The sequence below is a fragment of the Leisingera sp. F5 genome (assembly GCF_001593695.1).
In genome coordinates this window covers 43,570-68,051 of record NZ_LUKH01000003.1, presented here as the reverse complement: position 1 = coordinate 68,051, position 24,482 = coordinate 43,570, and the positions used below count along the sequence as shown (strand labels likewise).

At 61.5% G+C, this 24,482-nt stretch carries 27 protein-coding genes and 1 pseudogene; 8 read left to right on the top strand and 20 right to left on the bottom strand.

The features are described 5' to 3' along the window. From A2I95_RS02845 to A2I95_RS02825, 5 genes are all read left to right on the top strand, one after another. A complete protein-coding gene (locus tag A2I95_RS02845; protein ID WP_264212642.1) occupies positions 1-798 on the top strand; it encodes a carbohydrate ABC transporter permease in 798 nt (265 codons plus the stop codon). Continuing rightward, positions 798-1,076: a DUF2160 domain-containing protein gene (locus tag A2I95_RS02840; protein ID WP_027259960.1), complete on the top strand. Its 279-nt coding sequence runs from the start codon at positions 798-800 to the stop codon at positions 1,074-1,076. The genes A2I95_RS02845 and A2I95_RS02840 overlap by 1 nt, the downstream gene beginning before the upstream one ends. Before the next feature lie 304 nt (positions 1,077-1,380). Next, entirely contained in the window at positions 1,381-1,797 is a 417-nt protein-coding gene (locus A2I95_RS02835) for a BlaI/MecI/CopY family transcriptional regulator (protein WP_291727600.1), read from the top strand. Beyond that, positions 1,787-2,929 carry a M56 family metallopeptidase gene (locus A2I95_RS02830; RefSeq protein ID WP_291727597.1) on the top strand — a complete coding sequence of 381 codons (1,143 nt, stop codon included), beginning with the start codon at positions 1,787-1,789 and terminating at the stop codon, positions 2,927-2,929. Before A2I95_RS02835 ends, A2I95_RS02830 begins: the two co-directional genes overlap by 11 nt. 425 nt (positions 2,930-3,354) lie before the next feature. Then, complete coding sequence (locus A2I95_RS02825) at positions 3,355-3,603, top strand: calcium-binding protein (RefSeq protein WP_027259963.1); 249 nt, start codon at positions 3,355-3,357, stop codon at positions 3,601-3,603. A gap of 118 nt (positions 3,604-3,721) precedes the next feature. Here the strand turns inward: A2I95_RS02825 and A2I95_RS02820 are convergent, their stop codons facing one another. From A2I95_RS02820 to A2I95_RS02795, 6 genes are read right to left on the bottom strand one after another with little or no spacing between them, the layout of a single operon-like run. After that, positions 3,722-3,946, bottom strand: coding sequence for an NnrT protein (locus A2I95_RS02820; RefSeq protein ID WP_291727594.1), 225 nt, complete (start codon positions 3,944-3,946; stop codon positions 3,722-3,724). Next, a complete protein-coding gene (locus A2I95_RS02815) occupies positions 3,943-4,116 on the bottom strand; it encodes a hypothetical protein (protein WP_291727592.1) in 174 nt (57 codons plus the stop codon). Before A2I95_RS02815 ends, A2I95_RS02820 begins: the two co-directional genes overlap by 4 nt. 1 nt (position 4,117) lies before the next feature. Continuing rightward, entirely contained in the window at positions 4,118-5,995 is a 1,878-nt protein-coding gene (locus A2I95_RS02810; RefSeq protein ID WP_291727590.1) for a VWA domain-containing protein, read from the bottom strand. A 4-nt stretch (positions 5,996-5,999) separates the two neighbouring features. Next, complete coding sequence (locus A2I95_RS02805; protein ID WP_291727588.1) at positions 6,000-6,794, bottom strand: CbbQ/NirQ/NorQ/GpvN family protein; 795 nt, start codon at positions 6,792-6,794, stop codon at positions 6,000-6,002. 3 nt (positions 6,795-6,797) lie between these two features. Then, positions 6,798-8,141: a cbb3-type cytochrome c oxidase subunit I gene (locus A2I95_RS02800; RefSeq protein ID WP_291727586.1), complete on the bottom strand. Its 1,344-nt coding sequence runs from the start codon at positions 8,139-8,141 to the stop codon at positions 6,798-6,800. A gap of 12 nt (positions 8,142-8,153) precedes the next feature. Then, positions 8,154-8,606: a cytochrome c gene (locus A2I95_RS02795; RefSeq protein WP_291727584.1), complete on the bottom strand. Its 453-nt coding sequence runs from the start codon at positions 8,604-8,606 to the stop codon at positions 8,154-8,156. A 124-nt stretch (positions 8,607-8,730) separates the two neighbouring features. Between A2I95_RS02795 and A2I95_RS02790 the strand changes: the two genes are divergently transcribed. Beyond that, on the top strand, positions 8,731-8,937 hold the full coding sequence (locus tag A2I95_RS02790) for a hypothetical protein (RefSeq protein WP_291727582.1): 207 nt from the start codon (positions 8,731-8,733) through the stop codon (positions 8,935-8,937). A gap of 578 nt (positions 8,938-9,515) precedes the next feature. Here A2I95_RS02790 and A2I95_RS02785 read toward each other — a convergent pair. The 3 genes and pseudogenes from A2I95_RS02785 to A2I95_RS02775 form a co-directional block, all read right to left on the bottom strand. Next, the gene (locus A2I95_RS02785) at positions 9,516-9,938 is read right to left on the bottom strand and encodes a hypothetical protein (RefSeq protein WP_291727580.1); all 423 of its coding nucleotides are present in this window, start codon (positions 9,936-9,938) and stop codon (positions 9,516-9,518) included. Next, positions 9,907-10,203, bottom strand: a pseudogene (locus tag A2I95_RS02780) (transposase); the annotation flags it as partial. The pseudogene A2I95_RS02780 and the gene A2I95_RS02785, both read right to left, overlap by 32 nt. Positions 10,204-10,369: 166 nt before the next feature. Next, positions 10,370-11,050 carry an autoinducer binding domain-containing protein gene (locus A2I95_RS02775; protein WP_291727578.1) on the bottom strand — a complete coding sequence of 227 codons (681 nt, stop codon included), beginning with the start codon at positions 11,048-11,050 and terminating at the stop codon, positions 10,370-10,372. Positions 11,051-11,253: 203 nt separating this feature from the next. On the opposite strand from A2I95_RS02775, the gene A2I95_RS02770 reads away from it, so the two are divergent. Continuing rightward, a complete protein-coding gene (locus tag A2I95_RS02770) occupies positions 11,254-11,922 on the top strand; it encodes an acyl-homoserine-lactone synthase (RefSeq protein WP_291727576.1) in 669 nt (222 codons plus the stop codon). Between the two features lie 325 nt (positions 11,923-12,247). Then, on the top strand, positions 12,248-13,036 hold the full coding sequence (locus tag A2I95_RS02765) for a thioredoxin domain-containing protein (RefSeq protein WP_291727574.1): 789 nt from the start codon (positions 12,248-12,250) through the stop codon (positions 13,034-13,036). 216 nt (positions 13,037-13,252) lie between these two features. On the opposite strand, the gene A2I95_RS02760 is transcribed toward A2I95_RS02765, so the two are convergent. The 11 genes from A2I95_RS02760 to A2I95_RS02710 form a co-directional block, all read right to left on the bottom strand. Then, a complete protein-coding gene (locus A2I95_RS02760) occupies positions 13,253-14,626 on the bottom strand; it encodes an aspartate aminotransferase family protein (RefSeq protein WP_291727571.1) in 1,374 nt (457 codons plus the stop codon). Between the two features lie 150 nt (positions 14,627-14,776). After that, entirely contained in the window at positions 14,777-16,252 is a 1,476-nt protein-coding gene (locus tag A2I95_RS02755) for an NAD-dependent succinate-semialdehyde dehydrogenase (RefSeq protein ID WP_291727569.1), read from the bottom strand. 121 nt (positions 16,253-16,373) lie between these two features. After that, positions 16,374-17,159, bottom strand: coding sequence for an SDR family NAD(P)-dependent oxidoreductase (locus A2I95_RS02750; RefSeq protein ID WP_291727567.1), 786 nt, complete (start codon positions 17,157-17,159; stop codon positions 16,374-16,376). A 97-nt stretch (positions 17,160-17,256) separates the two neighbouring features. Beyond that, entirely contained in the window at positions 17,257-17,736 is a 480-nt protein-coding gene (locus A2I95_RS02745; RefSeq protein ID WP_027257891.1) for an Lrp/AsnC family transcriptional regulator, read from the bottom strand. A gap of 12 nt (positions 17,737-17,748) precedes the next feature. Continuing rightward, positions 17,749-18,741 carry a N(2)-acetyl-L-2,4-diaminobutanoate deacetylase DoeB gene (gene doeB, locus A2I95_RS02740; RefSeq protein WP_291727562.1) on the bottom strand — a complete coding sequence of 331 codons (993 nt, stop codon included), beginning with the start codon at positions 18,739-18,741 and terminating at the stop codon, positions 17,749-17,751. A 3-nt stretch (positions 18,742-18,744) separates the two neighbouring features. Next, on the bottom strand, positions 18,745-19,932 hold the full coding sequence (gene doeA / locus A2I95_RS02735; RefSeq protein ID WP_291727560.1) for an ectoine hydrolase DoeA: 1,188 nt from the start codon (positions 19,930-19,932) through the stop codon (positions 18,745-18,747). A gap of 19 nt (positions 19,933-19,951) precedes the next feature. Next, entirely contained in the window at positions 19,952-20,944 is a 993-nt protein-coding gene (gene eutC, locus A2I95_RS02730; RefSeq protein ID WP_291727558.1) for an ectoine utilization protein EutC, read from the bottom strand. Then, the gene (eutB, locus tag A2I95_RS02725; protein WP_291727556.1) at positions 20,937-21,944 is read right to left on the bottom strand and encodes a hydroxyectoine utilization dehydratase EutB; all 1,008 of its coding nucleotides are present in this window, start codon (positions 21,942-21,944) and stop codon (positions 20,937-20,939) included. Before eutB ends, eutC begins: the two co-directional genes overlap by 8 nt. Before the next feature lie 18 nt (positions 21,945-21,962). Continuing rightward, positions 21,963-22,727: an ectoine utilization protein EutA gene (gene eutA / locus A2I95_RS02720; protein ID WP_291727555.1), complete on the bottom strand. Its 765-nt coding sequence runs from the start codon at positions 22,725-22,727 to the stop codon at positions 21,963-21,965. Between the two features lie 10 nt (positions 22,728-22,737). Then, positions 22,738-23,175, bottom strand: coding sequence for a universal stress protein (locus A2I95_RS02715; RefSeq protein ID WP_291727553.1), 438 nt, complete (start codon positions 23,173-23,175; stop codon positions 22,738-22,740). 12 nt (positions 23,176-23,187) lie between these two features. Beyond that, positions 23,188-24,474, bottom strand: a complete 1,287-nt coding sequence (locus A2I95_RS02710) for a TRAP transporter large permease (RefSeq protein WP_291727551.1) — start codon at positions 24,472-24,474, stop codon at positions 23,188-23,190. Positions 24,475-24,482 lie beyond the last annotated feature (8 nt).

Genomic DNA, 24,482 nt, shown 5'->3' with positions numbered 1-24,482 from the left:
ATGCAGAAACGATCCATCGTCCCCATCATCTATATCCTGTTTCTCATGCTGCCGATCTACTGGCTGGTCGCGATGAGCTTCAAGACCACAAACGAAATCCTGTCGGGCTTCTCGCTGTTCCCGCAGACCTTCACGCTGGAGAATTACGCAACCATTTTCACCGATCCCAGCTGGTACTGGGGCTACATAAATTCGATTGCCTATGTGTCGATCAACACGGTGATCTCCATCGCGGTTGCGCTGCCTGCGGCCTATGCCTTCAGCCGCTACCGGTTTCTGGGCGACAAGCAGCTGTTCTTCTGGCTGCTGACCAACCGGATGGCGCCGGCCGCGGTGTTCGCTTTGCCGTTCTTTCAACTCTATTCGGCGGTGGAATTGTTCGACACCCACCTGGCCGTCGCCCTGGCCCATTGCCTGTTCAACATCCCGCTGGCGGTCTGGATCCTCGAAGGTTTCATGGGCGGCATCCCCAAGGAACTGGACGAAACCGCCTTTGTCGACGGCTATTCCTTCCCGCGCTTCTTTGCGACGATCTTCATCCCGTCGATCAAGGCGGGCGTGGGTGTGGCAGCGTTCTTCTGCTTCATGTTCTCCTGGGTGGAACTGCTGCTGGCCAAGACCCTGACCGCCGTCGCTGCCAAGCCGATTGCCGCCACCATGACCAAAACCGCGTCCTCTGCGGGCTATGAGCTGGGTCTGCTGGCGGCTGCTGGAACTCTGACAATCATTCCGGGCGCCATCGTGATCTGGTTCGTCCGCAACTACATCGCGAAGGGTTTCGCGATGGGGAGGGTGTAATGTTTTCATGGATGGCCTGGACCTGGCCCACTGCCCTGCTGTTCATCGGCATCTTCAGCGCCATCGGCGTGCTGATCGCCGTGGAAATCCGCCACCCCGGCGGCGCGGCCCGCAAGGGCGTGCTCGGCCTCACCACCACCCGCGGCGACCGGCTGTTTATCAGCCTCTTGGGCACCTCCTACATCTTCCTGGCCTGGCTGGGCCTGGTGGGAATGCCGCTCTGGTGGCCCTTGGGTCTGGCAATCGCCTGGGGCGTCTTCTGCTTCTGGAAAGTCTGACGCCGACGGATCGGGTCAAGGGGGCCAAAGGCCCCGCCGCAGGCGGCTTGCCCTTGATGCGCGAAACCCAAACACAATCGGGACAGGCCTTGAAGGCAAACCTGCCCTTCAAGGCCTTCTCAGCCAAAACACCAACGGATATGCCAAGCACCGCCACCCAAAGGCCGGCACGGCACGTCTCAGCACACAGAATAAGAGTGCGCGGAAGCGCACAATTTTGCAACCTCAGCCCCGCCGCCCCGCGTCTCCTAAAAAAATAGTTTTCATGGGAGCCCCCTTCCCCTAGCATGACTGGAACCAACAAATGAGCCGGACAGCCGAGGCAATGCGCAAGAAACACGATCATTCCCTGCTCACCGAAGTGGAGCTGGAGTTCATGACCGCCGTCTGGGACATGGGCGGCGGCACCGTGCGCGATATCCTGGCAGAACTGAACAAGGTGCAGGAACGCGCCTATACCTCGGTGGCAACGGTTCTGAAAATCATGGAGCAAAAGGGCTTCCTCACCAGCGAGCGCAAGGACCGCTCTTTGGTTTACCGCCCCGTCGTTCCCAAGGCAGAGTATCAAAAAACATCTCTGAAAAACCTTTCGAGCAAGCTTTTCAACGGCGCGCCGGCGGCCCTGGTGGCACGGCTGGTCGATGATGAGGATGTGACCGACGAGATGCTCGAGGAGATGCGGGCGCTCTTGGAGGAAAGGCTGGGGGACAATGCCAACTGATGCTCTGCTGAATGCCTATTTTGACCTGAATATCCTGCTGCTGGCAGGGGCTGCTTTGTGGCTCACAGCGCGCAAGCTGCTGGCGCGCAGCAAACTTGGCCGCGCCTACCGCCCGCAATTGCGGTTGCTGAACGGGATGACGGTGCTGCTGGCAGCGACGCCAGTGCTGATCATTGCCTTCACGCATTTCGTCGTTCCCCATCCGCCGAACTTCTCCGACATGCTGGTCTCGCAATACTTGCAAGGCAATGTCAGCATGAGCGCAGGCACGTTCGAAACCCTTCTGGGCCTGCGCGAGGATACCGTGCGCGGCCTCACCAGTTTGCAGCCGTTTTGGGCCCAGGCCCTGTCCGCAGCGTTTGCCACCGGAGCGCTGATCTGCCTGGCCCATGTGGCTGTCTCCATCTTCCGCCTGCGCCAGAACCTGGGCTGCGCCTTTGTCTGGAAACGGATCGGCCGGGTGCAGCTGATGGTCTCTGACACAGTCCGCGTTGCCTATTCCACCCGCGGTCTGTTTTGCCGTTATGTGGTGCTGCCTTCGGCTCTGCTGAGCGATCCGCGCGATCTGCGGCTGACCGTTGCGCATGAACTGCAGCATTTCCGCCAGCGCGATATCGAATGCGAATTCCTGCTGGAGATGCTGCGCCCGCTGCTGTTCTGGAATCCGGCGTTTTATCTGTGGCGGCATGAAGTGCGGCTGCTGCGCGAGTTTGCCTGCGATCAAGCGCTGATGGCACGGCCGCAGTTCGATGTGCGTGCCTATTGCGAGTGCCTGATCCGCGCCTGCGCCCTTGCCGCCCGCGGACCGGCCCTGTTTACCCGCCGCAGCCCGGCGGTGGCGCTGGTCGACCGCCGCGAAACCCGCCGCGGCGCTTCGCTGCAGCGCCGTATCATTGCGGTAACAGCCACACAACCGCAGGGGAAGAACTCCTTGGGCTGGGGCTTGGTGTCTTTGGCCATGGCCGGGGTGGTGCTGGCCACAGCCATGCTGCTGCAGAGGCCCAGCGACTGGAGCCATGACCGCATCATGCTGTCGACCATCGTCAACCTGGAACGCATGGCCAGCCGCAGCACCTCGCCCGCGCTTGCCGTCAGTGCGCTGAACGGCGGCTTTGCCGTCCCCTCCCAGTAGGCAGCCGGTTCCCGGTACCGGCCGGTACAGCCGTCCCAGCCTTTCAGAAATACACCGCCCGTCCGGCCATCATCGTCCAGCAACGGTCGCTTGATGCCGCCTGAAGGCCAGTTTGCTGTCGGGGTCCCCAAGGCAAGGCACAGCGGTTCCCGCCCTCAGGTTTCAAGACGCGGCCAGGTATCGCAGCCGGTACAGGCAGATTTCTGCAGGCCCGGCCCCAGGGCTTGAGCGGAGAAAGGACCAGGAAAAATCCAGGGCGGCAAAGCGCCTAAGGCACAGGCGTGTTCAGGCAGTCCGGCGCCGGAAATTGCTTCGCCGGCTCAAGGGGATAGAACCCGGCTCTGCGGCAGCCTAGCTCTATGCCACGGCACACGGAACACCGTGGCCGCTGGTAACGAACCAAACAAACGAATGGAGTGTCTCACATGAAAAAATTCGCACTGACTGCCGCCGCCTTTGCTGTTCTGACCGCTGCGCCGCTGGCCGCAATGGAATCCATCACCGAGGCCGACGTGGACGGCAACGGCACCTATTCGCTGGAAGAGCTGCAGGCGGCGTTTCCTGATCTGACAGCAGAAACCTTTGCCACCATCGACGCCAATGCCGATGGCGAGGCTGACCTGGCCGAGGTGAAGGCAGCGGCGGATGCCGGCCTGCTGGCAGCGGCCGGCTGAACCCGCGGCAAGGCGGCTCTCCCCCCGAAACCGGGCCGCCTTGCCACTTTGTGTCTCCTCCCCTGTTAAATAGTGCCAGGCCCCGCGTTGCGGGGCCTTTTACGTGTGATAATGCTGCTTAGCCTTTGTCAGCCTGTTGCATCAGCCGGGCAATGTGGCGGGCGAAGACAAATGTGGCGGGCAGGCCCAACAGCAGCCCCCAGGCGACGGCTTCATAGGGGCTGAGCACCCGCCAGCCGATCCAGCTGCCTATCAGAGAGGCAAAGAAGATATTGACTGCCGCCGCGCCTGCCCCGAACGGGTAAAGCGCTGCCAGCAGGCGCCAGGAGGGCTGCGGTGTCATCGCCGGCTCACCAGGTACTGCACCAGGCCCAGGCTGATGATCAGTGCGATGGAGGCGGCCAGGAACCAGAACTCGGCGGTTTCGGTCTGCGGCTGCGGGATCGGCCGCTCGAAACTGGCGGCAAAAGCGCTGGAGGGGGCCAGCAGGGCGAGGGCAAAGAAGCGTTTCATCTCAGTGCTCCATGGTCAGGGATTGATAGATTTCCGGCAGCGCGCGCGGCAGCCGGGCCGGGTCAGGCAAGAGGGTAAAACCGGCACGGCCAAAGATGCGGGCAAACCAGTCCTGCCCGTCAGCGTCGATCACCACGCCATGCACCGACTGGCCCAGGGCGCGGGCTTCGCGCACCGCCATGCGGCTGTCCTCGATACCGTGAACGCCTTCGTAGTGGTCCAGGTCGTTGGGCTTGCCGTCTGTTATTACCAGCAGCAACCGGCGTTCAGCGCCTTCTTCGGCCAGTTGGGCCGAGGCATGGCGGATTGCGGCGCCGAGCCTTGTGTAGTGGCCGGGTTTGAAGCCGCCGATGCGGGCAGTGACCGCCTCCGACATCGGATCCTCGAACCCCTTGGCGCGTGTCAGGAACACCCGGTCGCGGCGCAGGGAGGAAAAGCCCCAGATGCCCAGCCGGTCGCCCGCGGTGGCAATACCGCTGGCAAGAGCCGCCAAGGATTCCCGGGCGGTTTCGATCACCGGGCGGTCGCCCACGGTGGCCTCGGTGGAGCGGGAGCAGTCCATCAGCACCGCCACGCTCAGGTCGCGGGCCATCGGGCGGCTGGCCTGCCAGACCCGGTCGCTGCCCTGCTGGCCGCAGGCCAGATCGACATGGGATTTCACTACCGCTTCCAAATCCAGCTCGTCACCGTCCAGCTGCCGCGGCAGCATCACCCGGCGCGGGTGCAGCGGCGCGAACTGGCGGCGCACGCGGGACACCAGTTTGGGGTCGGGCTGGAAGCTGTCGGCGGGCTTGCCCTCAGCCTCCAGCACGCGAGCGTGGGCGGGCATGTGCTTGCCCAGGCGGTGATTCCATTCCGGATAGGTGAACTGCCCCGCCAGCCGTTCGTGTTCGGCATCCTGCGGCGACAGGTCCAGCGAGATCCGCAGCCGGGAGGCGGCGCGTTTCATATGCTGCGAGAGGGTGAGATTGTCCTGATCCTCCGCCGCTTTCTGGGCGTTTTCGTTGTCGTCGTCATCGACCATGCGGTTGATGTTCAGGCTTTCGGCCCAGGACAGGATGGATTCAAACCGGTGGACGATGAAGCTGTCCTTGCGGGTGGTCTGGTCCTGGTCCTGACGTTTGGCCGTCTTGCGGGTGGAGACCGTGAGGCCGGGCGTTTTCATCTCCTCCGCTTCGGGAGCTGCCCCCTTGCCCGCCTGCGGCACCGGCAGGCGCAGCCAGAACGGCACCGGCTGATAGGTCCGGTAGCCGCGCGGGGCGGTGCAGGTGCAGGGTTCGGCAATCCGGCAGTCAGAGCCGATTTGGTCCAGCACCATCCGCTCAATCCGCGCCTCGGACCGCGGCAGGCCGCTGCGTTTGCGGGTCTCGGCGGTATGGGCGCAGAATGCCCCATAGGCGGACCGCAGCCCCGGACAGGCGGCAAACACCTTGTCCGCAGCCCGGGCATTGGCGGCGATCTCCAGCTGGTCGGCCTGATAGCGGTCCTCGTTGCGCTCCGGCAGGTCTATCGCGGCGGCCATCGCCGCCAGCCACAGATAGGCCTTGCGGTTCAACTCGCGGCTGGGAAAGGCCGCCATTTCCGGCGGCAGGCGCAGGCGCTCACCGTCGAAGCTGGCCATATGCGCCATTTCCCGCGGCGTGCCGATGCGGCGCAGCAGGTCCGGGCGATGGTCCGACAGCACCGCAGGCGCGGGTTGAATTTCCACGCCCCCGGCCCCGCCCAGCGCCCGGAACAGCGCCGCCACACTGGCGCGCATGTCCTCGAACCGGACGGTGTGTTCGGTTCCGTCCTCGCCGGCGCCGATCCGTGTGGCCATGCCGTGCCACAGGTTGCCAACCGTTTCTTCGGGTTCCAACAGGTCGAGAGCGTGGATCATGGCATCACCCGTAGACGCTGGCGGCGAGGTCGCGCAGCGCCTGCTGCACATCACCCTCGTCGCTGAGGGGTTCGATGATGGCGGCTTCCACTGCGCGCTCCACGCCCATGCCCTTGGCAATCAGCGTGGCGGCGTAGATCAGCAGGCGAGTGGAGACCCCTTCCTCCAAGTCCATGCCAGAGAGCTTGCGGATATGGCCCGCCAGCCGCACCAGCGCGGCGGAGCGGTCCTCGTCCAACCCGCTTTCAGACGCAACCACCGCGGTTTCCGCCAAGGCTTCGGGGAAGTCGAAGCCGATCGACAAAAAGCGCTGCCGGGTTGAGGGCTTCAGCTTCTTCAGGATGTTCTGGTAGCCGGGGTTGTAGCTGGCGACCAGCATGAAGGGCTTGGGCGCGGCCAGCTCCTCGCCGGTGCGGTCAATGACCAGGCGGCGGCGGTCGTCGGTCAGCGGGTGCAGCACCACGGCCACGTCTTTGCGCGCCTCGACCACCTCATCCAGGTAGCAGATGCCGCCCTCGCGCACCGCGCGGGTCAGCGGGCCGTCGACCCAGACGGTTTCCCCGCCTTTCAGCAGGTAACGTCCGATCAGGTCGGCCGCGGACAGGTCGTCGTGGCAGGCAACGGTGTGGAGGGGCAGCCCGAGCCGGGCTGCCATATGCTCCACGAACCGCGTCTTGCCGCAGCCGGTGGGCCCCTTCAGAAGAAGGGGCAGACCGTTGGCTTGGGCCATCTCGAAGACGGTGCATTCATCGCCTGCGGGACGGTAGAAGGGAACGGAAGGCATATTCATCGCGTTCATGGCTTACTCTCCCGGTACGGCCGCGGGGCCGGGTTTGATGACTTCGCGGCGGACCACGACGGTTGCGTAGATGAACAAGAGCGCGCCCAGGACCACCACCGCACCAGAGCCGAGGCGCATCAGGTAGAACAGTCCCAGCTGGTCCTGCACATCCATGTAGTAGTCGCCGACAATGCGCTGCATGTGGGTCTGGATGGTGCCGGCAAAGGTCAGCACGAAGGTCATGAAGGCCATGCCGCCGGTCATCAGCCAGAAGGACGCCATGTTCAGCACCTGGTTATAGGGATCGCGGTTGCGCAGTTGCGGCATCGCATAGGTGAACATCGCCAGGTTCATCGCCACATAGGCGCCGTAGAAGGCAAGGTGGCCGTGGGCGGCGGTGATCTGGGTGCCGTGGGTATAGTAGTTCACCCCGTGCAGCGTGTGCAGGAAGCCCCAGACGCCGGCGCCGAAGAAGGCCACGGTGGAAGCCCCCAGCGACCACAGCAGCGCGGCCTTGTTCGGGTGGTTCTTACGGCCTTTCCAGACCATGACAAAGGCAAAGCTCATCATCGCGAAGAAGGGGATCACTTCGAGGGTCGAGAAGATCGAGCCGATCCACTGCCAGTAACCCGGTGTGCCGATCCAGAAGAAGTGGTGACCGGTGCCAAGGATGCCGGAGAACAGCGCCAGGGCAACAATGACATAGAGCCATTTTTCCACCACTTCGCGGTCAACACCGGTCAGCTTCAGCATCAGGTAGCCCAGGATCGCAGCCATCACCAGCTCCCAAGTGGCTTCCACCCACAGGTGCACAACAAACCACCAGTACATTTTATCAAGGCTGAGGTTGTCAGGGTTGATGAAGGCAAACACCCACAGGAGCGACAGCAGCCACAGGCCCATCAAGAGGATGTTGGTGATCGCGGTTTTGCGGCCCGCCAGCACGGTCAGGGAGATATTCACCAGGAATATCACCGCCGCAACAAGAATACCGAACTTGACCCACAGGGGCTGTTCCAGAAACTCCCGCCCGCCGTGTATGCCGACGAGATAGGAGCCGACCGCACCCAAAGTGCCGACGACGAGAATAGCCAGCTGGATATAGGCGAGTTTGACTGAGAACAGCTCGCGCTCGGATTCTTCAGGCACCAAGTAATAGGCGGCACCGAAGAAACCCAGCAGCAGCCAGACGATCAGCGCGTTGGTGTGCAGCATCCGCACGATGTTGAACGGCAGAAGCTCGCTCAGTGTGTTGGGCCAGACATAGATCCACCCGGCCAGCAGACCGCCAAGAACCTGGATTGCAAACAGGCCCATTGCCACCATGAAATAGGCATAGGCCACTTTTTGTGATTGGTACTTCATTGTTTTTCTCCCTCAGCCCGCGTCATTCGGCGGCCAGTTCTGGGTATCGGTCTGATCCGCCCAGCGCAGGAATTCAGCAAGGCCGCGCATTTCTTCCTCGGTGATCTCGAAATGCGGCATCTGGCGGCGGCCCTCGACGCCGGACGGCTGGGCTTCCATCCAGCCGTTCAGCATTTCATAGGCATCCTCGGCGTCCTCCAGCACGCCCCAGCGGGTCATCACGTTGCCGACTTCGGGCGCGAAATAGGCACCCTCGCCATGCAGGGTGTGGCAGTTGATGCAGGAGTGGCGCTCCCACACGTGTTTTCCCAGACGCACCGCGTCGGTCAGTTCCATGCCAGCAGTGGAGGTCTTGACGATGTAGCGGTGGCTGTGCGCGGTCATGGCCACGAACACGACGACGAAGAACAAGGAGCCCCCGTAGAACACGTTCCTGGCCCGCGACTTGGTAAGTATCTCTGACATATCGCGGTCCTGAGTACAGTTGCGGATAGGTTCTGCCTAAACCCGCGCACCGCCGCGTATGTTGTTGAAGCGCAAAGACCGCGCCCATTGCTGCACGCAAGATGCAGGAAAAGGAGGACACGCCATGCGCCGCCCCGATTTCGACAACCCGGACCTGCCCTTATCCGAGCTGTTTTTGCACTGGCCCGCCTGCGCGGGCGAGTTCATGCGCCGCCAGATGCTTTGCCCTGGCTGCCCGATCGCGCCGTTCCACACAGTGATTGATGCCTGCGAGGAATACGGGCTGGAGGAGATGAAATTCCGGGAGCAGTTAAGAGGGGAGATGGGGTGAGGTCGGATCACTTGGCGCAGATAGCGACATCTGCAAACATTGGCGAACGCACTGAAGCGGTTATTGGGCAAGAATGTAGCTAAAGCTCAGTTCGAGCCCAATGTATGTACCGGCTGCTGTTCGCAAGTGATCAATTGCACGTCTTCAGGATGCCGCTCATATGTATCCGGCCTTTATCTCGGCTTGTTGATTGCCGTGGCCCTGTTGGGAGTGCGCACGCGCCGCTGTCCCATTACTATCGAGATCAATGATAACCCAATGGGCTCTCAGACTTTGGGTGCGTCCTTATTCCGTTCCATGCAGTTGAGGTTCACGAACATCGAGGCGGCTGCGATCTGCTTAGATTGCGGCCGCTGCCATTCCCGGAGTGCCCTTGCTCTTGGTTGGCTTACTTCCGCATCATCACTTCAACGTCTTGCATTTCGTAGGCAGCCGGCGGTTAGAACGCGGGCTGCCGGTATTCCTGTTTCTTTGTCAGCATCGCCCGGATGGACCGGGCGGCTTTGTGGGCCATGGCTGTTGCTGCGAGGCGGAATGGTTTGTCTGCAATGATACTGGCGGTCCACAGATCGACCTCTTCAGGTGAGCGTTTCGCCATCACCGCGCGTGATGTCATACCGGCGACCAACAGCTTGCGAATGCAACGACCACCCTGCTTCGTGATCTTGCCCAGACGCTCCCTGCCGCCAGATCGCGTCCCTGCCGGAACTGTTTTGCATCGCCAATCGTTGCGATAATCGCCGGTGCCGTGATCGGGCCGATGATGAGCCATTTGTGCGCCATTGGCTCAAGCACAATGGCGAATGCATGCGCATCAATCTGCGCGCATCTGCATTCAGCAGGGCATGTTGTTCGATCATCTTCGAATAGCCGTCGATGCGTTCGTTCAGACCGATGAACTGATAGCACTGGATACCGGGCATGCCGTTGGCAATCTCAGGCATATCTGGATAGTCACCATCAAGGCGGCGCTTTGCAGATTGCCTCAGCATCAACGGCATCGTTCTTGCCACGCTTCACGTATGGTTTGACGTATCCAGCGGGCATGAGCGTCACGCCGTGCCCGAGTTTGCGCAGCTGGCAGCCCCAGTGATGGGACGATCCGCAGGCTTCCATCCCGACGGTGCAGGGCGGAAGCGTCTCAAAGAAGCTAAGCAGTTTTACGCGTTTGATGGCCTTGCTGAAGATCACGCGGCCATTCCCGGAAATGCCGTGAACTTGAAAAACATCCTTGGCCAGATCCAGGCCAGCGGTTTCAACTGTCATTGGGTGGCTCCTTTCCTAGCAGCCGGTAACAACTGCACTTTGGCACATTCGATGCCGGTGGTGCAGGAGCCACCCACCTCATCCGCTTTGGCAAAGTTCCCGGTTCGTTGCACCGCTCGTTTTCGAAACGACCCCAAGACCATTTAATTGAGGCCAGCCAATAAGATCAGCGCGGCTCTACCCCAAACAAGTTGCGCTCTTTGGCAAGATAGGCGAGGCGCGCGGTTGACTTGCAGCCGAACTTCTGGCGCATCCGCAGAAAGCTGGTTTTTACCGCTGATAGAGAAAGCGTGAACTGCACGGCAATCTCATCATAAGACATTTCCTGCTGGATATGCAGGCGCAGCATCTCCAGTTCTTTCTCGGAAAGCGACGGGGGCGGAAGCAGCGAGTCAAAAAATTCCGTGACAACCATGCTCAGCGTGCGCATCTCGGTATCTGAAAGCTCCCTGTCGTGACGGCCTACAAACACCATCGACCTTTTCGAACCCGTCAGAGCCGCAAAGGCAGCGCCGTACGCCAAACCGTACCGCTGCGATTTCTCGAGTATGTGCAGCGGGTCAGGCAGTTGCACAGCCGACCAGCGTATCGCGCCCTCATTCTTCAACGCCCAATTGAAAACAGGGTCATGAAGGAAATAGTTTTCCCGGTCATACTGTTCCTTCCATTTTTCGTGGAAGGAACATTCGAAGTGCTCATACCCCATGATTGAAAAGTTGACCATGAGGGTGAAACCTGAGGTGCTTACTTCGTCGATTGCGGATCTGCAGGCCGAAAAAGCCTCAGCAATCTTTGTGCTGTTTGCTCCGTCTGAGGGCAGATTCGTTGTTATTACAGATTTTGGCATTTCGTTCTTCCACCCCGAATGACTTGCGACTTAGGTCTCTCCACCGGCAACCTTGGTTGCCCTGCCTGCGACTTAGGTCGCATTTTGTGCGACCAGAGTTGCAAATAGAATGCAGCATTAAGGTAGTTATGGACAACCAAAAATCCACCATTAGATGTATTTGCAGCGCAGGGAAAATCGGAACCTGTATTGGAGATACACTTATGCAGAACGGATACGCCAGGAGCGACGCCGGAGCCCGAACAGATATTGAAACCATGGTCGTTCAGTTTGAGTCCGTGCGGCTGCCAAAATCCCTGAGAAGTCCCGACCAGGATGTGCTGGACGCGTTTATGTCGTTGCGCAAGAGCGTATTTGCGGAAGGCAAAAACTGGCGCGTGTGGCTGTCCTGCCGAAGCGATCTGGATCAATACGATCATCTGGACGCCTACTATATTATCGCATTTGACCCTGCCACGAGCGAAGCGCTGGCTGGCGCGAGGCTGCTGCGCACAGATCGCGGGGGCCACCATCCCAGCAGATCCGAAATGACTTACATGGTGCGTGATGCGGCCCGCGGCATGCTGCCAGGGCTGCCTTCGGACTTGTGCGATGCCGAGCCGCCGTGCGATCCCTCCGTTTGGGAGCTCACCAGATTTGCCTCGAATGGCGCTGCGGGAGCAGGACAGTTGGTGCTGCAGCGGCTGCGGACATTCCTGCTGGAACAGCGCGGAGAGCGTTTCGTATTTCTGTCTCCGCCGGTTATTGCACGGCTCGCCAAGTCTTCAGGCTTTACAAACGTCGTCCCGCTTGGCCCGCTTAGAGGTGATCAGAACGGCAAATACCGCGTTTATTCTGCCGACGTTCCCCAGCCAAGAGGCCAAGGAGCGTGAAACGCCTGCGTTCATTCCGCAGACAGCGCGGCCGAGCCTGCACCTATGGCACCAGGCAACAATCCGAGTAATCCCGTATGTTAAGGACCAGTACTCAGCGATGTGTTTCCGACTGGCGCATTCTGTCCGAGCTTCGGGGCATTCCCAGGGCGTCTCAATTCGTTGCAATGGGGGGCGAAGTCAGGCTGGCACGCGAGGAACAATCAGCCGCGTCCGAAAAACGGTGGTCTGTTCAGCTTCATGGGTTTTCAGCACGCGGCGACACGTTGCGGGATGCGCTGGACAGCTGGATTATGATAGCTGGACTAGGCCCCTTCGGCTTGCCATGAGCACTGGCCTTGCAGTCACTGCGCATTGGCTTGCGTCAGGCTGCCGGTGGATTACGAAGGCACTCTGGAAGCCATGCCGCGCAGCATCTCTTGCCGCCGTTGCAGGACTTGCCTTTCATCTTTCTCCAGCAAGTGCAGAAGCCGCAGCTCCTAACCCGGAGTTCGACCAGCAGGTACGCGACGTTCTAATGCGCAATCCTGAAGTTGTTTCGGACATGCTGGCTCTCCTTGAAAAAAGAGATGAAGCTGCCAATGGTCATACGGATCAGAAATTGATCGCTTCGCTGGCATACGAATTGTTTGCCGGGTTCGATCTGGAGGCACCAGTCCTGGTTGAATTCTTGGATTACAACTGCAGCCAGTGCAGGAAGACCCAATTGTCGGTGGCGGCACTGAAGGCACAGGCACCGGACTTGCGGCATGTGATTATCGTACTGCCTGTTTCGGGCCCTAGCTCTGAGTTTACGGCCAAGGCCGCATTGGCGCTGAAATCTCTTGAGGGGACAGAGGCTTATTACGAATTCTCCAACGCCATGATGAAAGTGGAAGGGCGGGCTACCGCGGTAACTGCCATCCGGGTTTTAAGTGGGCTGGGCTATGACGCGGAAGCCGTCGCCGCAGCAGTCAGGGAAGGCTTCGGAGCAGACGAGTTGCAATTGGCAGAAAGCTTGGCAGCTGCCCTCAATGCAGCGGATACTCCGTTTTTCGTTGGACCTGGAGGCATCATCCGTGGCGTCACATCCGCCAATAGGCTGAAGGCAATCTCGAAAGCTGCAAACAGGTAACTGTATACAGGTAACTGTATAAAGCAGACACGCCAAACAGCCCTAGCTGCGCCTGCGGCGAACGGCCGGCAGGTCCCGTAGCCCGGATGGGTTTCAGCAATTGGCCTCGATCCGAGCGGATATTGGCATCGCCGGAAGATCAGGCATGCGAACCCCAAAGCCCGCACTCTTCGATGATTGGCGCAATATTTTCAAGAATGGTGGGTATGACCAGTTTCACCCCAACACAGCTTGTACAGCCCGCAGCGTCGCTGCCACCACCTGATCAGCTTCCGCACGGCTAAGACAGAACGGAGGTGCAAAGCCCAGGATATCGCCCTGCGGCATGGCGCGGGCGATGACCTTGTCCTGTTCCAGCAGTTTGGCCGAGATCTGCGGTCCGATCTTGTCTGCGGCATCAAAGAAAGTGCGGCTGTCCTTGTCCTTCACAAATTCCACCGCACACAGCATACCCTCGCCGCGCACATCACCCACATTGGCGTGACCGGACAGTGCCTCTGCCATGGTGGCCTTCAGATAGGCGCCGACCTCGCCTGCGTTCTGCACCAGGTTCAGCGCGTCAATCAACTTGAGGTTCGCCACCCCAGCTGCCGCCCCTATGGGATGCGCCGAATAGGTCCAGCCGTGGCCGATCGGGCCGTTCTCGTCGGTGCCCTGCTCCAGCACCTTCCAGACCTTGTCACTGACAATCGAGCCCGACAGCGGCGCATAGGCCGAGGTGAGGCCCTTGGCGATGGTGATGATGTCGGCCTCGATCCCATAGTGATCCGAGCCGAACATGCTGCCAAGGCGCCCGAAACCGGTGACCACCTCGTCGGCAACCAGCAGGATATCGTGCTTCTTCAGCACCGCCTGGATCGCCTCCCAATAGCCCGCCGGCGGCGGCACAATGCCGCCGGTGCCCAGAACCGGCTCACCAATGAAGGCAGCGATAGTATCCGCGCCCTCACGCTCGATCAGTGCCTCCAGTTCGGCGGCGCAATGAGCGGCGAACTGCTCCTCGGACTGGCCCAGGTTGTTGCGGCGGAAGTAGTACGGCGCCTCGGTGTGGATCACCTGTTCGATTGGCAGATCGAATTTCTTGTGGAACAACTCCAGCCCGGTCAAGGAACCGGTGACCAGCCCGGATCCGTGATAGCCGCGCCAGCGGGAGATGATCTTTTTCTTCTCCGGGCGGCCCAGGATGTTGTTGTAATACCAGATCAGCTTGACGTTGGTTTCATTCGCGTCCGAACCGCCGAGGCCGAAATAGACCTTGGACATGTTCGCAGGCGCGCGGTCCAGGATCATCTTGGACAATGTGATCGAGGCTTCGGTGCCGTGGCCAACATAGGAATGATAATAGGCCAGCTCCCTGGCCTGATCCCCGATCGCTTCGGCGATTTCCTGGCGGCCATAGCCCACGTTCACGCAGTAGAGGCCGGCAAAGGCGTCCAGCAGCTTGTTGCCGTCGCGGTCTTCGATGAAGACACCGGATGCGGTTTTGATCACCCGGTTCGGGCTTTCGCCGCGGGCGTGCTGGGCCAGATGGGTCGAGGGGTGGAAAAAATTCTCGCGGTCCCATTGGTCGAGTTGGTCATTCTTCAGCATCGTGTTTCCTTTATCAGTTCTGCGGCAAGACGGAATTCTGCGAGAATTCCGGCCCGAATTCCGGCGCGGAATTCGGGAGTGTCCCGCCTCTTTGATGATCCGGATTTGCCGTGCAAATCCGGGTCGAAATCCGTGCCGGATTTCGGTGTTTCAGGCCCAGTCCCGGCAGACGTATTTGATCTCGGTGAATTCCTCCATGCCCAGACGGGCGCCTTCGCGGCCAAGGCCGGATTGCTTGGTGCCGCCAAAAGGGATCGGCGCGCCGGTCACTTTGGTGCGGTTCACTGCCACCATGCCGTATTGCAGCGCCCGGCTGAGGCGATAGATGCGGCGCGGGTCGTGGCTGTGGAGATAGGCCACCAGCCCGTATTCGCTTTCATTGGCGCGGGCGATCACCTCTTCCTCGGTATCGAAAGGGGTAATGGGGGCGACGGGGCCAAATGTCTCCTCAGACATGATCAGCGCCTCCGCCGGCACGCCGGTCAGTACCGTCGGCTCATAAAACAGCACCCCCAGCGGATGCCGTTTGCCGCCGCAGGCAAGCGTGGCGCCCTTGGCCAGCGCGTCCGCCACATGCTCCTCCTGCTTTTGCACCGCCTTTTCATTCATCAGCGGCCCCAGGTCACAGTCCTCCAAGCCCTTGCCGATGGTCAGGGCCTTGGCAGCTGCAGTGAACTTCGCGCAGAACTCCGCATAGACCGGCCGCTCCACAAAGATCCGGTTGGCGCCCAGGCAGTCCTGGCCGGAGGTGGCGAATTTAGCCTTGATCGCCTCATCCACCGCCTTGTCCAGATTACAGCCTTTGAAGACGATCACCGGCGCATGGCCGCCCAGCTCCATCACCAGCCGTTTCACCGTGCCGGCGGACTGACGGTACAGCAGCTTGCCGATATTGGTGGAACCGGTGAAAGAGAGGGCGCGCACGCGGGTGTCGCTGGTCCAGGGTTCCACGATTGTGGGGGCATTGCCAGTTACCACGTTGAAGACACCGGCAGGGAAGCCAGCGCGCTCGGCCAGCTCTGCCAGCGCCAGCGCGCTGAACGGGGTCTCGCCGGAGGGGTGCGCCAGCACAGTGCAGCCTGCCGCCAGCGCGGCCGCCGCTTTGCGGGTCAGCATCGCGGAGGGGAAGTTCCAGGGCGTGATCAGCGCCGCCACGCCCACCGGTTCACGCCACAGCTCCACTTCGGCGTCGGGCAAATGGCTGGTCACGCCTTCGATGTTAGGGCGTTTGGTCTCTTCGGCGTAGAATTCCACAAAGGCGGCGCCATAGTCGATCTCGCCGCGCGCCTCGGAGAGGGGTTTGCCCTGTTCCAGCACCATGATGCGGGCGAGGTCTTCCTTGTGTTCCAGCTGCAGCTCAAACCAGCGGCGCAGGATAGAGGCGCGCTGTTGCGGCAAAAGGCCTGCCCAGGCCGGGAAAGCTGCCTGCGCCGCGTCCACGGCGGCAGAGGATTCTTCTGCAGACAGGCTGGCCACATGGCCAAGTTCAGCACCATCCGCCGGATCGCTGACCGGGAAGGTTTCGCCGTTTGCAGCTGCGCGCCATTTTCCATTTATGTATGAGAATGAACGAACTAAAGCCTTGTCGGCAATGTCTGCGCGGGCAGAGAGAGCAGTCGCTGTCATGGAAGTTCTCCTGTGCTTTACAGAAGAATTTGCCTGATGCTGGCAGAAGAAGTGTCTGAAGTTTCCGGAAACAGCAGAAGAAACAGCTGGCTTCTGCACCAACCAGCTTGATTTGAAGGTATTACCCGCCGGACGGGTTCATCTGCCGCTTGATGACGCCGGCTCCCATGAAGCCGCCATCGATCGGCAGCACAACTCCGCTGACGTAAGCAGCCCCGGAACTCAGGAGGAACTCCGCCGCAGCACCAACTTCATCCGGGGCTCCGTAGCGGTTGGCAGGAATACCGCTGCAATAGGCCGTTCTGGTCTCCGCGTCATGCATGCGGCTGACCAGCTCGGTTTCAATGGCGCCGGGCGCCATGGCATTGACCGTGATCCCTAGTTCGGCCAGCTCAACCGCCATGACCCGGGTCAATGCATGAACGCCCCCCTTGCTGGCCCCGTAAGCAGAACGCCCGGTTCCTCCGCGTTCACCGGCGGCGGACCCCATCAGCAGGATGCGGCCATAGCCTTGACCGGCCATCATCCGCGCCGCGCCGCGCGCACACAGGAATGTCCCGGTCAAATTGATACCGATCAGCCGGTTCCAATCATCCAGCGAGGTGTCGAGGATGGTTTTTTCCACACCGATTCCGGCGCAATGCGCCATTCCGTGCAGTGTGCCACCAAATTGCTGAACCGCCGCGAACATCGCCTCGACGTCGGCTTCGCGGCTGATATCAGCCTCAATCGCCAAGGCGCCGGCGCCTGCATCGCGCAATCCGGAAGCCGTGGCTTCGGCTGCTTCCGCGTTGCGGTCCGCAATGGCCAGTTTGGCACCGGCATCTGCAAGCCGATGGGCAATTGCCTGCCCGATCCCGCTTCCGCCGCCTGTTACCAGGATATTTTGCCCCGAAAACGTACCCATGCCGCAGCCTCCTCCACCACCCTGACACCCAGCCTAACCTGCTGCCCGCCACCTGTTTGGGTCTGCATACGACTGGATTCCACCTGAAACTGCCGTTTCAGTCCTGCCGCAGCAGAACATCCAGAGGCGGTGCGCCGGCCCCTTTTACAGGTTTGGTCACAACATAGGTGAAGTAACGGGAAAGTCCGATACGGGCGTCCAGCATCTCGTCGATCAGCCGCTGGTAGGCATCGATGTCGCAAGTCACGATCTGCAACAGGTAGTCGAACCCGCCCCCCAGCGCCCAGCAGGCGGTAACTTCGTCATAACGCTGCATCGCGGCTTCAAACGCGCGGAAGCTGGCAGCGGTGTGGTCGGCAATCTCAGCTGCGACAAACACCGTCACATGCGGCGCCAGTTTCTTGAGGTTGATGCGGGCGCCGTAGCCTTCGATCAGCCCGGCCTGCTCCAGCTTCTTCAGCCGGTCCCAGCAGGGCGTCGGCGACAGGCCGATCCGGTCGGCCAGCGCGGCCTTGGTAATGCGGCCCTCGGTCGAGAGCACGCGCAGAATGTCGAGGTCGCGCTGGTCCAATTGCATGTCTTCCGCCTATCAGCCGCCGGTGACGCCGACAACCGCAACGCAGTCGCCGGATTTGATCAGCCCCGGGAAATGGCGGCTGATCACCAGCCCGGCGCGGCGGGCGCGGTACTCCATCGGCGGCTGGCCGGTGCGGTCCAGCGGCCAGACCCGGGCGACCAGATCGCCCTTGGCCACTGGCGCGCCCAGATGGGCCATGATCTCAAACAGCCCGTCGCCCTCGCTGAACAGGAAGCAGTCATCGTCCGGCATCGTCAGGCTGACGGTTGCGTCGATCTGCATCTGCCCCTTCAGGATGCCCGCATGGATCAGCACATTGCGCAGCCCCTTCTTGGCAATCGCATTGCTGCGCGCGGAGGACGACCCGCCGCCGCCCAGTTCCGTGGTGACCAGAACCTTGCCCATCTCCTCGACCGCGGTGTCGTACATGCCGCCGCTGTCGATCTCCAAAAGCTCCACCGAATAGGGCGCGTTGAACGCCTTCATGGCGGCAAAGCAGGCCTCCTGCGTTGCCTTGTTCTCCAGGATATGGGCAGCGGCAAAGGGCACGAAGTCCAGCGTCTTGCCGCCGGAGTGGAAATCAACCGCCAGATCCGCCATCGGCAAGAGGGTGCGCTGGAAGTAATCGGCGATCTTCTCGGTCACGGTGCCGTCGGGGCGGCCCGGAAATGACCGGTTCATGTTGCCCTTGTCGATGGGCGAAGTGCGGGTACCGGCCCGGAATGCCGGGTAGTTGAAGGCCGGCACGATGATCAGACGGCCGGTCACGTCTTCGGCGCGGATGGTGGCGGCGAGTTCGTGCAAGGCAATCGGGCCTTCATATTCGTCGCCGTGGTTGGCGCCGGTCAGCAGCGCTGTCGGGCCGTCGCCGTTCCTGATCACGGTCAGCGGGATCATCACTGAGCCCCAGGCTGAATCATCCCGGCTGTAGGGCAGCTTCAGGAAACCATGGTGCACCCCATCCTGATCCAGCGGGATGGTGGGGGAAATCGGGTTCGCCTTCATGGATCAGTCCTTCACAAACATTTTACGCGGCACATCGGACAGGCACTCCGGCCCGTCCACCCCGATGCGGATGCTTTCGGTGATCTCAAATCCCCAGTCCTCCATCCAGAGGCCCGTCATGAAGTGGAAGGTCATGTTTTCCTGCAGCACGGTGGTGTCGCCCGCACGCAGCGACATGGTGCGCTCGCCCCAGTCCGGCGGGTAGCTGACGCCGATCGGATAGCCGGTGCGGCTGTCTTTTTCGATGCCGTAGGTTTTCAGCACCTTGAAGAACGCCTTGGCAATGTCCTCACAAGTGTTGCCGGCCTTGGCCATCTCAAGCCCGGCTTCCATGCCCTCCAGCACGGCCTTTTCCGCATCCAGGAAGGTTTGCGTCGGCTTGCCCAGGAACACGGTGCGCGACAGCGGACAGTGATAGCGGTGCACCACGCCTGCGATTTCAAAGAACGTTCCCTCGCCGGATTTCATCGGCAGGTCATCCCAGGTCAGATGCGGCGCGGCGGCGTCCGGCCCCGAGGGCAGCAGCGGCACAATCGCCGGGTAGTCGCCGCCAAAACCCAGCCCCTCGTCATAGCGCAGCGCGGCGTCATAAATCTCCGCCACCAGATCGCATTTGCGCATCCCCGGCTCGACCTTGTCAAAGATCCGCTGATGCATCCGCTCCACGATCCTGCCGGCCTGCCGCATGTAGGTAAGTTCAGCCTCCGACTTCACTGCGCGCTGCCAGTTCACCAGCGCGTTGCTGTTGGCAAAGCGCGCATTCGGCAGATGCGCCTGCAGGGAGGCATAGGCGGCAGCCGTGAAATAGTAGTTGTCCATTTCAACGCCGATGGTGCCGTTGTCCATGCCCCGGTCCGCCAGCTGCGCCGACAGGTAATCCATCGGGTGGCGTTCAGCCGATTGCACGTAATGGTCCGGATAGCCAATGATACCGGCGGGTTCCATGAAGCAGGTGCGCAAGGCGCCGTTGGCATCCTGGCCGCGGCCGTACCAGATCGGCTCGCCCTCCAGGCCCAGCACGACGCACTGATGCACATAGAACGACCAGCCGTCATAGCCGGTCAGCCAATTCATATTCGAGGGATCGGTGACAATCAGAAGGTCGATGCCGCGGCGGGCCATCTCAGACCGGGTTTTGTCAATACGCGCCTGGTATTCAGTGCGGGAGAAATACAGCTTGGGGTCTGCCATATGCGTGGTTCCTGGTTGATCAGCTGGTAAAAGTGGTGCCGGCGCCCGCCGCATCTGCGCGGGAGCCGGCAAGTGTTGCGATGACGGTGTCCTGAACACCGGTGCCGGTCAGGTCGGCAATGATCAGATCACTGTCTGAATGGCGTCCGGCGGCCTTGCCAGCGGTGATATCGCCCAGTTCGGTAAAGATGCAGCTTTCTGGGATCAGCCCTGCTTCGATGGCACTGCGCAGCTCGCCCTTGACGGCGCATTGCGCCTGGCTGTCGGGCACGTAGAGGTCCGCCTTGGTCAGGTAGGCAGGCTCAAGCTCGCACTTGTGCTCCTGATCCGACCCCATGGCGATGACCAATTGACCCGGCTGCAGCCACTCCGCCTTGATCAGAGGTTCGGCTGCGGGGGTGGTGGTGACCACGATGTCAGCTGACAATACTGCTTCTCTGATGTCCGTGCTGACAGAGGTTTCCAGCCCAAGCTCCTCGCGCAGACTGGCAGCCGCCGCCTCAGCCTTGGCTGTGTCCCGCGCCCAGATCACCGCGCTTTTGATCCCGCGCACCAGGGTCATCGCCTTCAGCTGCATCTTTGCCTGCACGCCCGCGCCTATGATACAGACATGCGCCGCATCCTCCCGCGCCAGGTGGCGTGCGGCGACCGCCCCCGCAGCGGCGGTGCGCACATCGGTAAGATACCCATTGTCCAGAAGCAGCGCCTCGAGAATGCCGGTTCTGCTGGAAAACACCACCATCAGCCCCGTAGTGCTCGGCAAGCCGAGTTTGGGATTGTCGAAAAACCCCGGGCTCATCTTCATCGCAAAACTGCTGATCCCCGGCACATAGGCGGTTTTGACACACACCTCTCCGTTATGGTCGGAGACGGGCAGCGTCATGATCGGCGGCATCACCACCCTGCCCCCGGCAAGCGTCGTGAAGCCCTGCTCAACGCAATCCACCGCATCACTATCAAGCGGCACCAGATTACGCAGATCGGTTTCTGTCAGGATCTTGATATCAGGCATCCGCGCCTCCCTTAGTCTCCGCCGCCACATCCACATCTTCACCATCAATGATCCGCTTGTGCAGCGCCATGTCGATGTTCTGGCCGCTGACGAGCGACACACAGCACCCCGGGTTTTCGATCTTACCCGCCAGCAGCGCCGCGATGCCAACACTGCCGGAACCTTCGATCACCTGCCGCTCTTCATAATACGCATGGCGGATGCCAGCGGCGATCTCCGCTTCGGAGACCAGCACCACCTCATCCACCAGCGCCCGCGTCATCGCGAATGTATAGGCATTGTCCAGCCCGATGCCGCCGCCCAGGGAATCCGCCAGCGTCGGCAGCTCCTCGACCTGAACCGGCTTGCCGGCCTGCAGGCACTGATACATCGCAGCACCGCGCTCCATCGAAACGCCGATCACCCGGATCGCCGGATTCACCGCCTTCATCACCATCGCCACCCCGGAAATCAGTCCGCCGCCCGACAAGGGCACCAGCACGGTCTCCAGATCCGGCGCCTGCTCCAGCATTTCCAAACCCACCGTGCTTTGACCGGCGATGATATCGCGGTGGTCAAAAGGCGGCAGCATTGTCATGCCCTCCGCCACCAGCCGGTCGACCTCCACCTGCGCGTCATCCTGCGAGCGGCCCGTGATGCGCACCTCGGCGCCGTGGGACTTGATGCCTTCGACCTTGTTCTGCGGCACCAGCTCCGACATGCAGATGATGCAGCGCACCCCGGCCTGCGCCGCCGCATAGGCCAGCCCGCGCCCGTGGTTGCCGGTCGAGACGCCAACCACACCCGCCGCGCGCTGTTCATCGGTCAGCGACAAGACCGCGTTGGTGGCACCGCGCAGTTTGAAACTGCCAGTGATCTGGGTGCTTTCCAGCTTCAACGAAACCTCTCCGCCGCAAAGCGCGCTGAGAGAGGGCGAAGATACCAGTGCCGTCTGCCGGATACGCCCGGCAATCCGCGCCCGGGCCTGATAGCTGTCCTGAAGGGTGATTTTGTCAGTCATTGGACCTGTTTAGCCTATCTAGAGTTCGAAAAGCCTGCCGAAACCACTCACCGGATCCGTGATCCCGGCCAAGCGCAGGCACCGCCAGACCATCGCCTGGTTTGAGCTGACAACCGGCTTGCCCAGCCGGTCCTCAATCCGCTCAATGCAAACAGCCGCCCGCAGAGCGGTGCAGGACAGGAACAGTGCATCGGCTGATGAATCACAGGCGGCGATCCCGGCCTCGATGATGCTGTCCTCGGAGATCCGCGCCATCCGGCGGTCGTCGGTCAGGCCGAAACAGGCGGCATTGACCACCTCCGGGCCGTGTGTGGCAAAATACTGCGCCAGCTCATCCGTCACCTGCGCGCTGTAGGGGGTCAGCACCGACACCCGCCTGGCGCCCAAGGCCTCAAACGCATCAAAGGCGGCAGAGCTTGGGGTGACACAAGGCGTATCCGGCTTGGCCGCGTTCAGATCGCGCGTAACCGCATCATTGCCCAGCACGATGGAGGCCGCGGTGCAGCCAAAGACCACCACATCCACCTCTTCCTCCGGCAGGATTTGCGCTGCGGCCTCAGTCAGCCGCGGGCCGGTCTGCAGCAGGGTTTCTCTGGTGGTCGGGTTCTCAAACGCGATGCGGTTCACATAGACGCCCACCTGGTCCGGGTCGCAGATCCGGGCAAAGTCGCGCTCCGACGTGTGGTCAGTCGCCAGCGCCACCAGCGCGATCCGCTTTGGCACCGGGCGGCCGTCCAGCCGGGCTGGAACACGCGACGGCGCGGAATGGATATCAAGAGCCATTTTTGCCTTCCTAAACAACAAGAACCGGGGTTTCCGCGAGGCTCGTCACCTTGTGGGAGACACTGCCCAACAGCACCCCTTCAAGTGAGCCAAGGCCGCGGCTGCCGATCACGATCAGATCATTGCCGTGCTCCGTGGCAAACCCGGTGATGGTGCGCGCCACCGGCCCGGCTTTGACAAAAGCGCGGGGCTTTTGAAGGCCGCCCACCACCGCCAGCGCCTTGCCGCGCTCGGCCACCTCCTTGGCGTGGCTGCGCATGATTTCGTCCAGGTCCTCAGGCTGATCCGCGCGCACCATATGCATCGACGCCTCCAACAGCGAATGATGCCGGTAGACCGTCAGCAGCGTCAGCTCCGCACCGCACAGCTGCGCCAGCCCAGCCGCCTTGGCCAGCGCGGCCTCCGCCCCTTGCGAGCCGTCAAAGGGCACCAGAATGGATGTGAACATCGCTGCGGCTCCCTATTTGGCAAAGGCCAGGTCGCGCAGGAACAGCGCAATCTGCGGAAAGAAGATCAGCGCCACCGACACGCCCAGCAGCATCAGGATAAAGGGCGGCGTGCCGCGCACCACCTCGGCATAGGGGCGTTTGAACACGGCAATCGCGGTGAAGATATCGCAGCCGAAGGGCGGCGTGGCCGATCCGATGGCCACCTGCAGGGTGATTATGGTGCCGACCAGCACCGGGTCCAGCCCCACCGATTTCACCACCGGCGCAAACACCGGCACCAGCACCAGGATCACCACGATGGGATCGACAAACATGCAGCCGATGAAAAACGCGATGGAGATCACGAACAGCACCCCGATGGCGCCCATCTCGGCAATGCCGATGGCCCCCAGGATCTGTTGCGGCACCTGCGCAAAGGAAATCACCCAGGAAAACGCCGCCCCTGCCCCGACCAGGATGAACACGATGGCGGTGATCAGGCCGGTGGACTTGGCAGTGTCATAGACATCCGCCAGCGCCATTGAGCGGAACACCAGAACCTCCAGGATCAGCGCATAGAGCACACAGGCCGCCGCTGCCTCGGTCGGGCTGAAGACGCCGCCATAAATGCCGCCGATGATGATCACCGGGAATCCCATCGGCCACAGCGCCTGCCGCATGGTCCTCAGACGCTCGCGCCAGGTGGCCTTGGGTTCGGTCGGCACATTGTTACGCACCGCGTAGATATAGGCGTAGGTGGAAAACAGCAGCAGGATCAGCAGGCCGGGACCGATGCCCGCAATGAACAGCTCGGCAATCGAGGTGCTGGAGACCACCCCATAGATGATCATGCCGATGGAGGGCGGGATCAGAAAGGCGATGTCGCTCGCGTTCACGATCAGCGCCAGCACAAAGCTGTCCTTGTACCCGGCCTGCAGCATCCGCGGCCTGAGCGGCGAGCCGATCGCCACCACTGTTGCCTGCGTCGATCCCGACACCGCCCCGAACATGGTGCAGGCCGCCGCAGTGGAGATCGCCAGCCCGCCGCGGATGTGGCCCATATAGGCCATCACCACATTGATCAGCCGCCCGGCCGACTGGCCGCGAGTCATGATGTCGGCGGCAAAGATAAACATCGGCACCGCAATCAGCGAGGCAGGCCGGATACCGGCCAGCATCTGCTGCACCATCGTCTCGGTCCGGGCCAGATCGCCGAACAGCATCAGAAAGCCGATAAAGGCGCCGGCAATCAGCGGGATCATCATCGGAAAGCCCAGAAGCAGCAGGACAATCATGGTCAGGAATATTGTTGCAGCCATCGGATCGC

Coding starts and splice junctions, on each gene's coding strand:
- A2I95_RS02790 (WP_291727582.1), top strand. CDS start 8,731: ATGCGCCGCCCCGATTTCGACAACCCGGACCTGCCCTTATCCGAGCTG.
- A2I95_RS02815 (WP_291727592.1), bottom strand. CDS start 4,116: ATGAAACGCTTCTTTGCCCTCGCCCTGCTGGCCCCCTCCAGCGCTTTT.
- A2I95_RS02775 (WP_291727578.1), bottom strand. CDS start 11,050: ATGCCAAAATCTGTAATAACAACGAATCTGCCCTCAGACGGAGCAAAC.
- doeB (WP_291727562.1), bottom strand. CDS start 18,741: ATGAAGGCGAACCCGATTTCCCCCACCATCCCGCTGGATCAGGATGGG.
- A2I95_RS02820 (WP_291727594.1), bottom strand. CDS start 3,946: ATGACACCGCAGCCCTCCTGGCGCCTGCTGGCAGCGCTTTACCCGTTC.
- A2I95_RS02840 (WP_027259960.1), top strand. CDS start 798: ATGTTTTCATGGATGGCCTGGACCTGGCCCACTGCCCTGCTGTTCATC.
- A2I95_RS02805 (WP_291727588.1), bottom strand. CDS start 6,794: ATGAACGCGATGAATATGCCTTCCGTTCCCTTCTACCGTCCCGCAGGC.
- A2I95_RS02795 (WP_291727584.1), bottom strand. CDS start 8,606: ATGTCAGAGATACTTACCAAGTCGCGGGCCAGGAACGTGTTCTACGGG.
- A2I95_RS02760 (WP_291727571.1), bottom strand. CDS start 14,626: ATGCTGAAGAATGACCAACTCGACCAATGGGACCGCGAGAATTTTTTC.
- A2I95_RS02750 (WP_291727567.1), bottom strand. CDS start 17,159: ATGGGTACGTTTTCGGGGCAAAATATCCTGGTAACAGGCGGCGGAAGC.
- A2I95_RS02825 (WP_027259963.1), top strand. CDS start 3,355: ATGAAAAAATTCGCACTGACTGCCGCCGCCTTTGCTGTTCTGACCGCT.
- eutC (WP_291727558.1), bottom strand. CDS start 20,944: ATGCCTGATATCAAGATCCTGACAGAAACCGATCTGCGTAATCTGGTG.
- A2I95_RS02715 (WP_291727553.1), bottom strand. CDS start 23,175: ATGTTCACATCCATTCTGGTGCCCTTTGACGGCTCGCAAGGGGCGGAG.
- eutB (WP_291727556.1), bottom strand. CDS start 21,944: ATGACTGACAAAATCACCCTTCAGGACAGCTATCAGGCCCGGGCGCGG.
- A2I95_RS02710 (WP_291727551.1), bottom strand. CDS start 24,474: ATGGCTGCAACAATATTCCTGACCATGATTGTCCTGCTGCTTCTGGGC.
- A2I95_RS02770 (WP_291727576.1), top strand. CDS start 11,254: ATGCAGAACGGATACGCCAGGAGCGACGCCGGAGCCCGAACAGATATT.
- A2I95_RS02755 (WP_291727569.1), bottom strand. CDS start 16,252: ATGACAGCGACTGCTCTCTCTGCCCGCGCAGACATTGCCGACAAGGCT.
- A2I95_RS02845 (WP_264212642.1), top strand. CDS start 1: ATGCAGAAACGATCCATCGTCCCCATCATCTATATCCTGTTTCTCATG.
- A2I95_RS02745 (WP_027257891.1), bottom strand. CDS start 17,736: ATGCAATTGGACCAGCGCGACCTCGACATTCTGCGCGTGCTCTCGACC.
- eutA (WP_291727555.1), bottom strand. CDS start 22,727: ATGGCTCTTGATATCCATTCCGCGCCGTCGCGTGTTCCAGCCCGGCTG.
- A2I95_RS02800 (WP_291727586.1), bottom strand. CDS start 8,141: ATGAAGTACCAATCACAAAAAGTGGCCTATGCCTATTTCATGGTGGCA.
- A2I95_RS02835 (WP_291727600.1), top strand. CDS start 1,381: ATGAGCCGGACAGCCGAGGCAATGCGCAAGAAACACGATCATTCCCTG.
- doeA (WP_291727560.1), bottom strand. CDS start 19,932: ATGGCAGACCCCAAGCTGTATTTCTCCCGCACTGAATACCAGGCGCGT.
- A2I95_RS02765 (WP_291727574.1), top strand. CDS start 12,248: ATGAGCACTGGCCTTGCAGTCACTGCGCATTGGCTTGCGTCAGGCTGC.
- A2I95_RS02830 (WP_291727597.1), top strand. CDS start 1,787: ATGCCAACTGATGCTCTGCTGAATGCCTATTTTGACCTGAATATCCTG.
- A2I95_RS02785 (WP_291727580.1), bottom strand. CDS start 9,938: ATGCCGTTGATGCTGAGGCAATCTGCAAAGCGCCGCCTTGATGGTGAC.
- A2I95_RS02810 (WP_291727590.1), bottom strand. CDS start 5,995: ATGATCCACGCTCTCGACCTGTTGGAACCCGAAGAAACGGTTGGCAAC.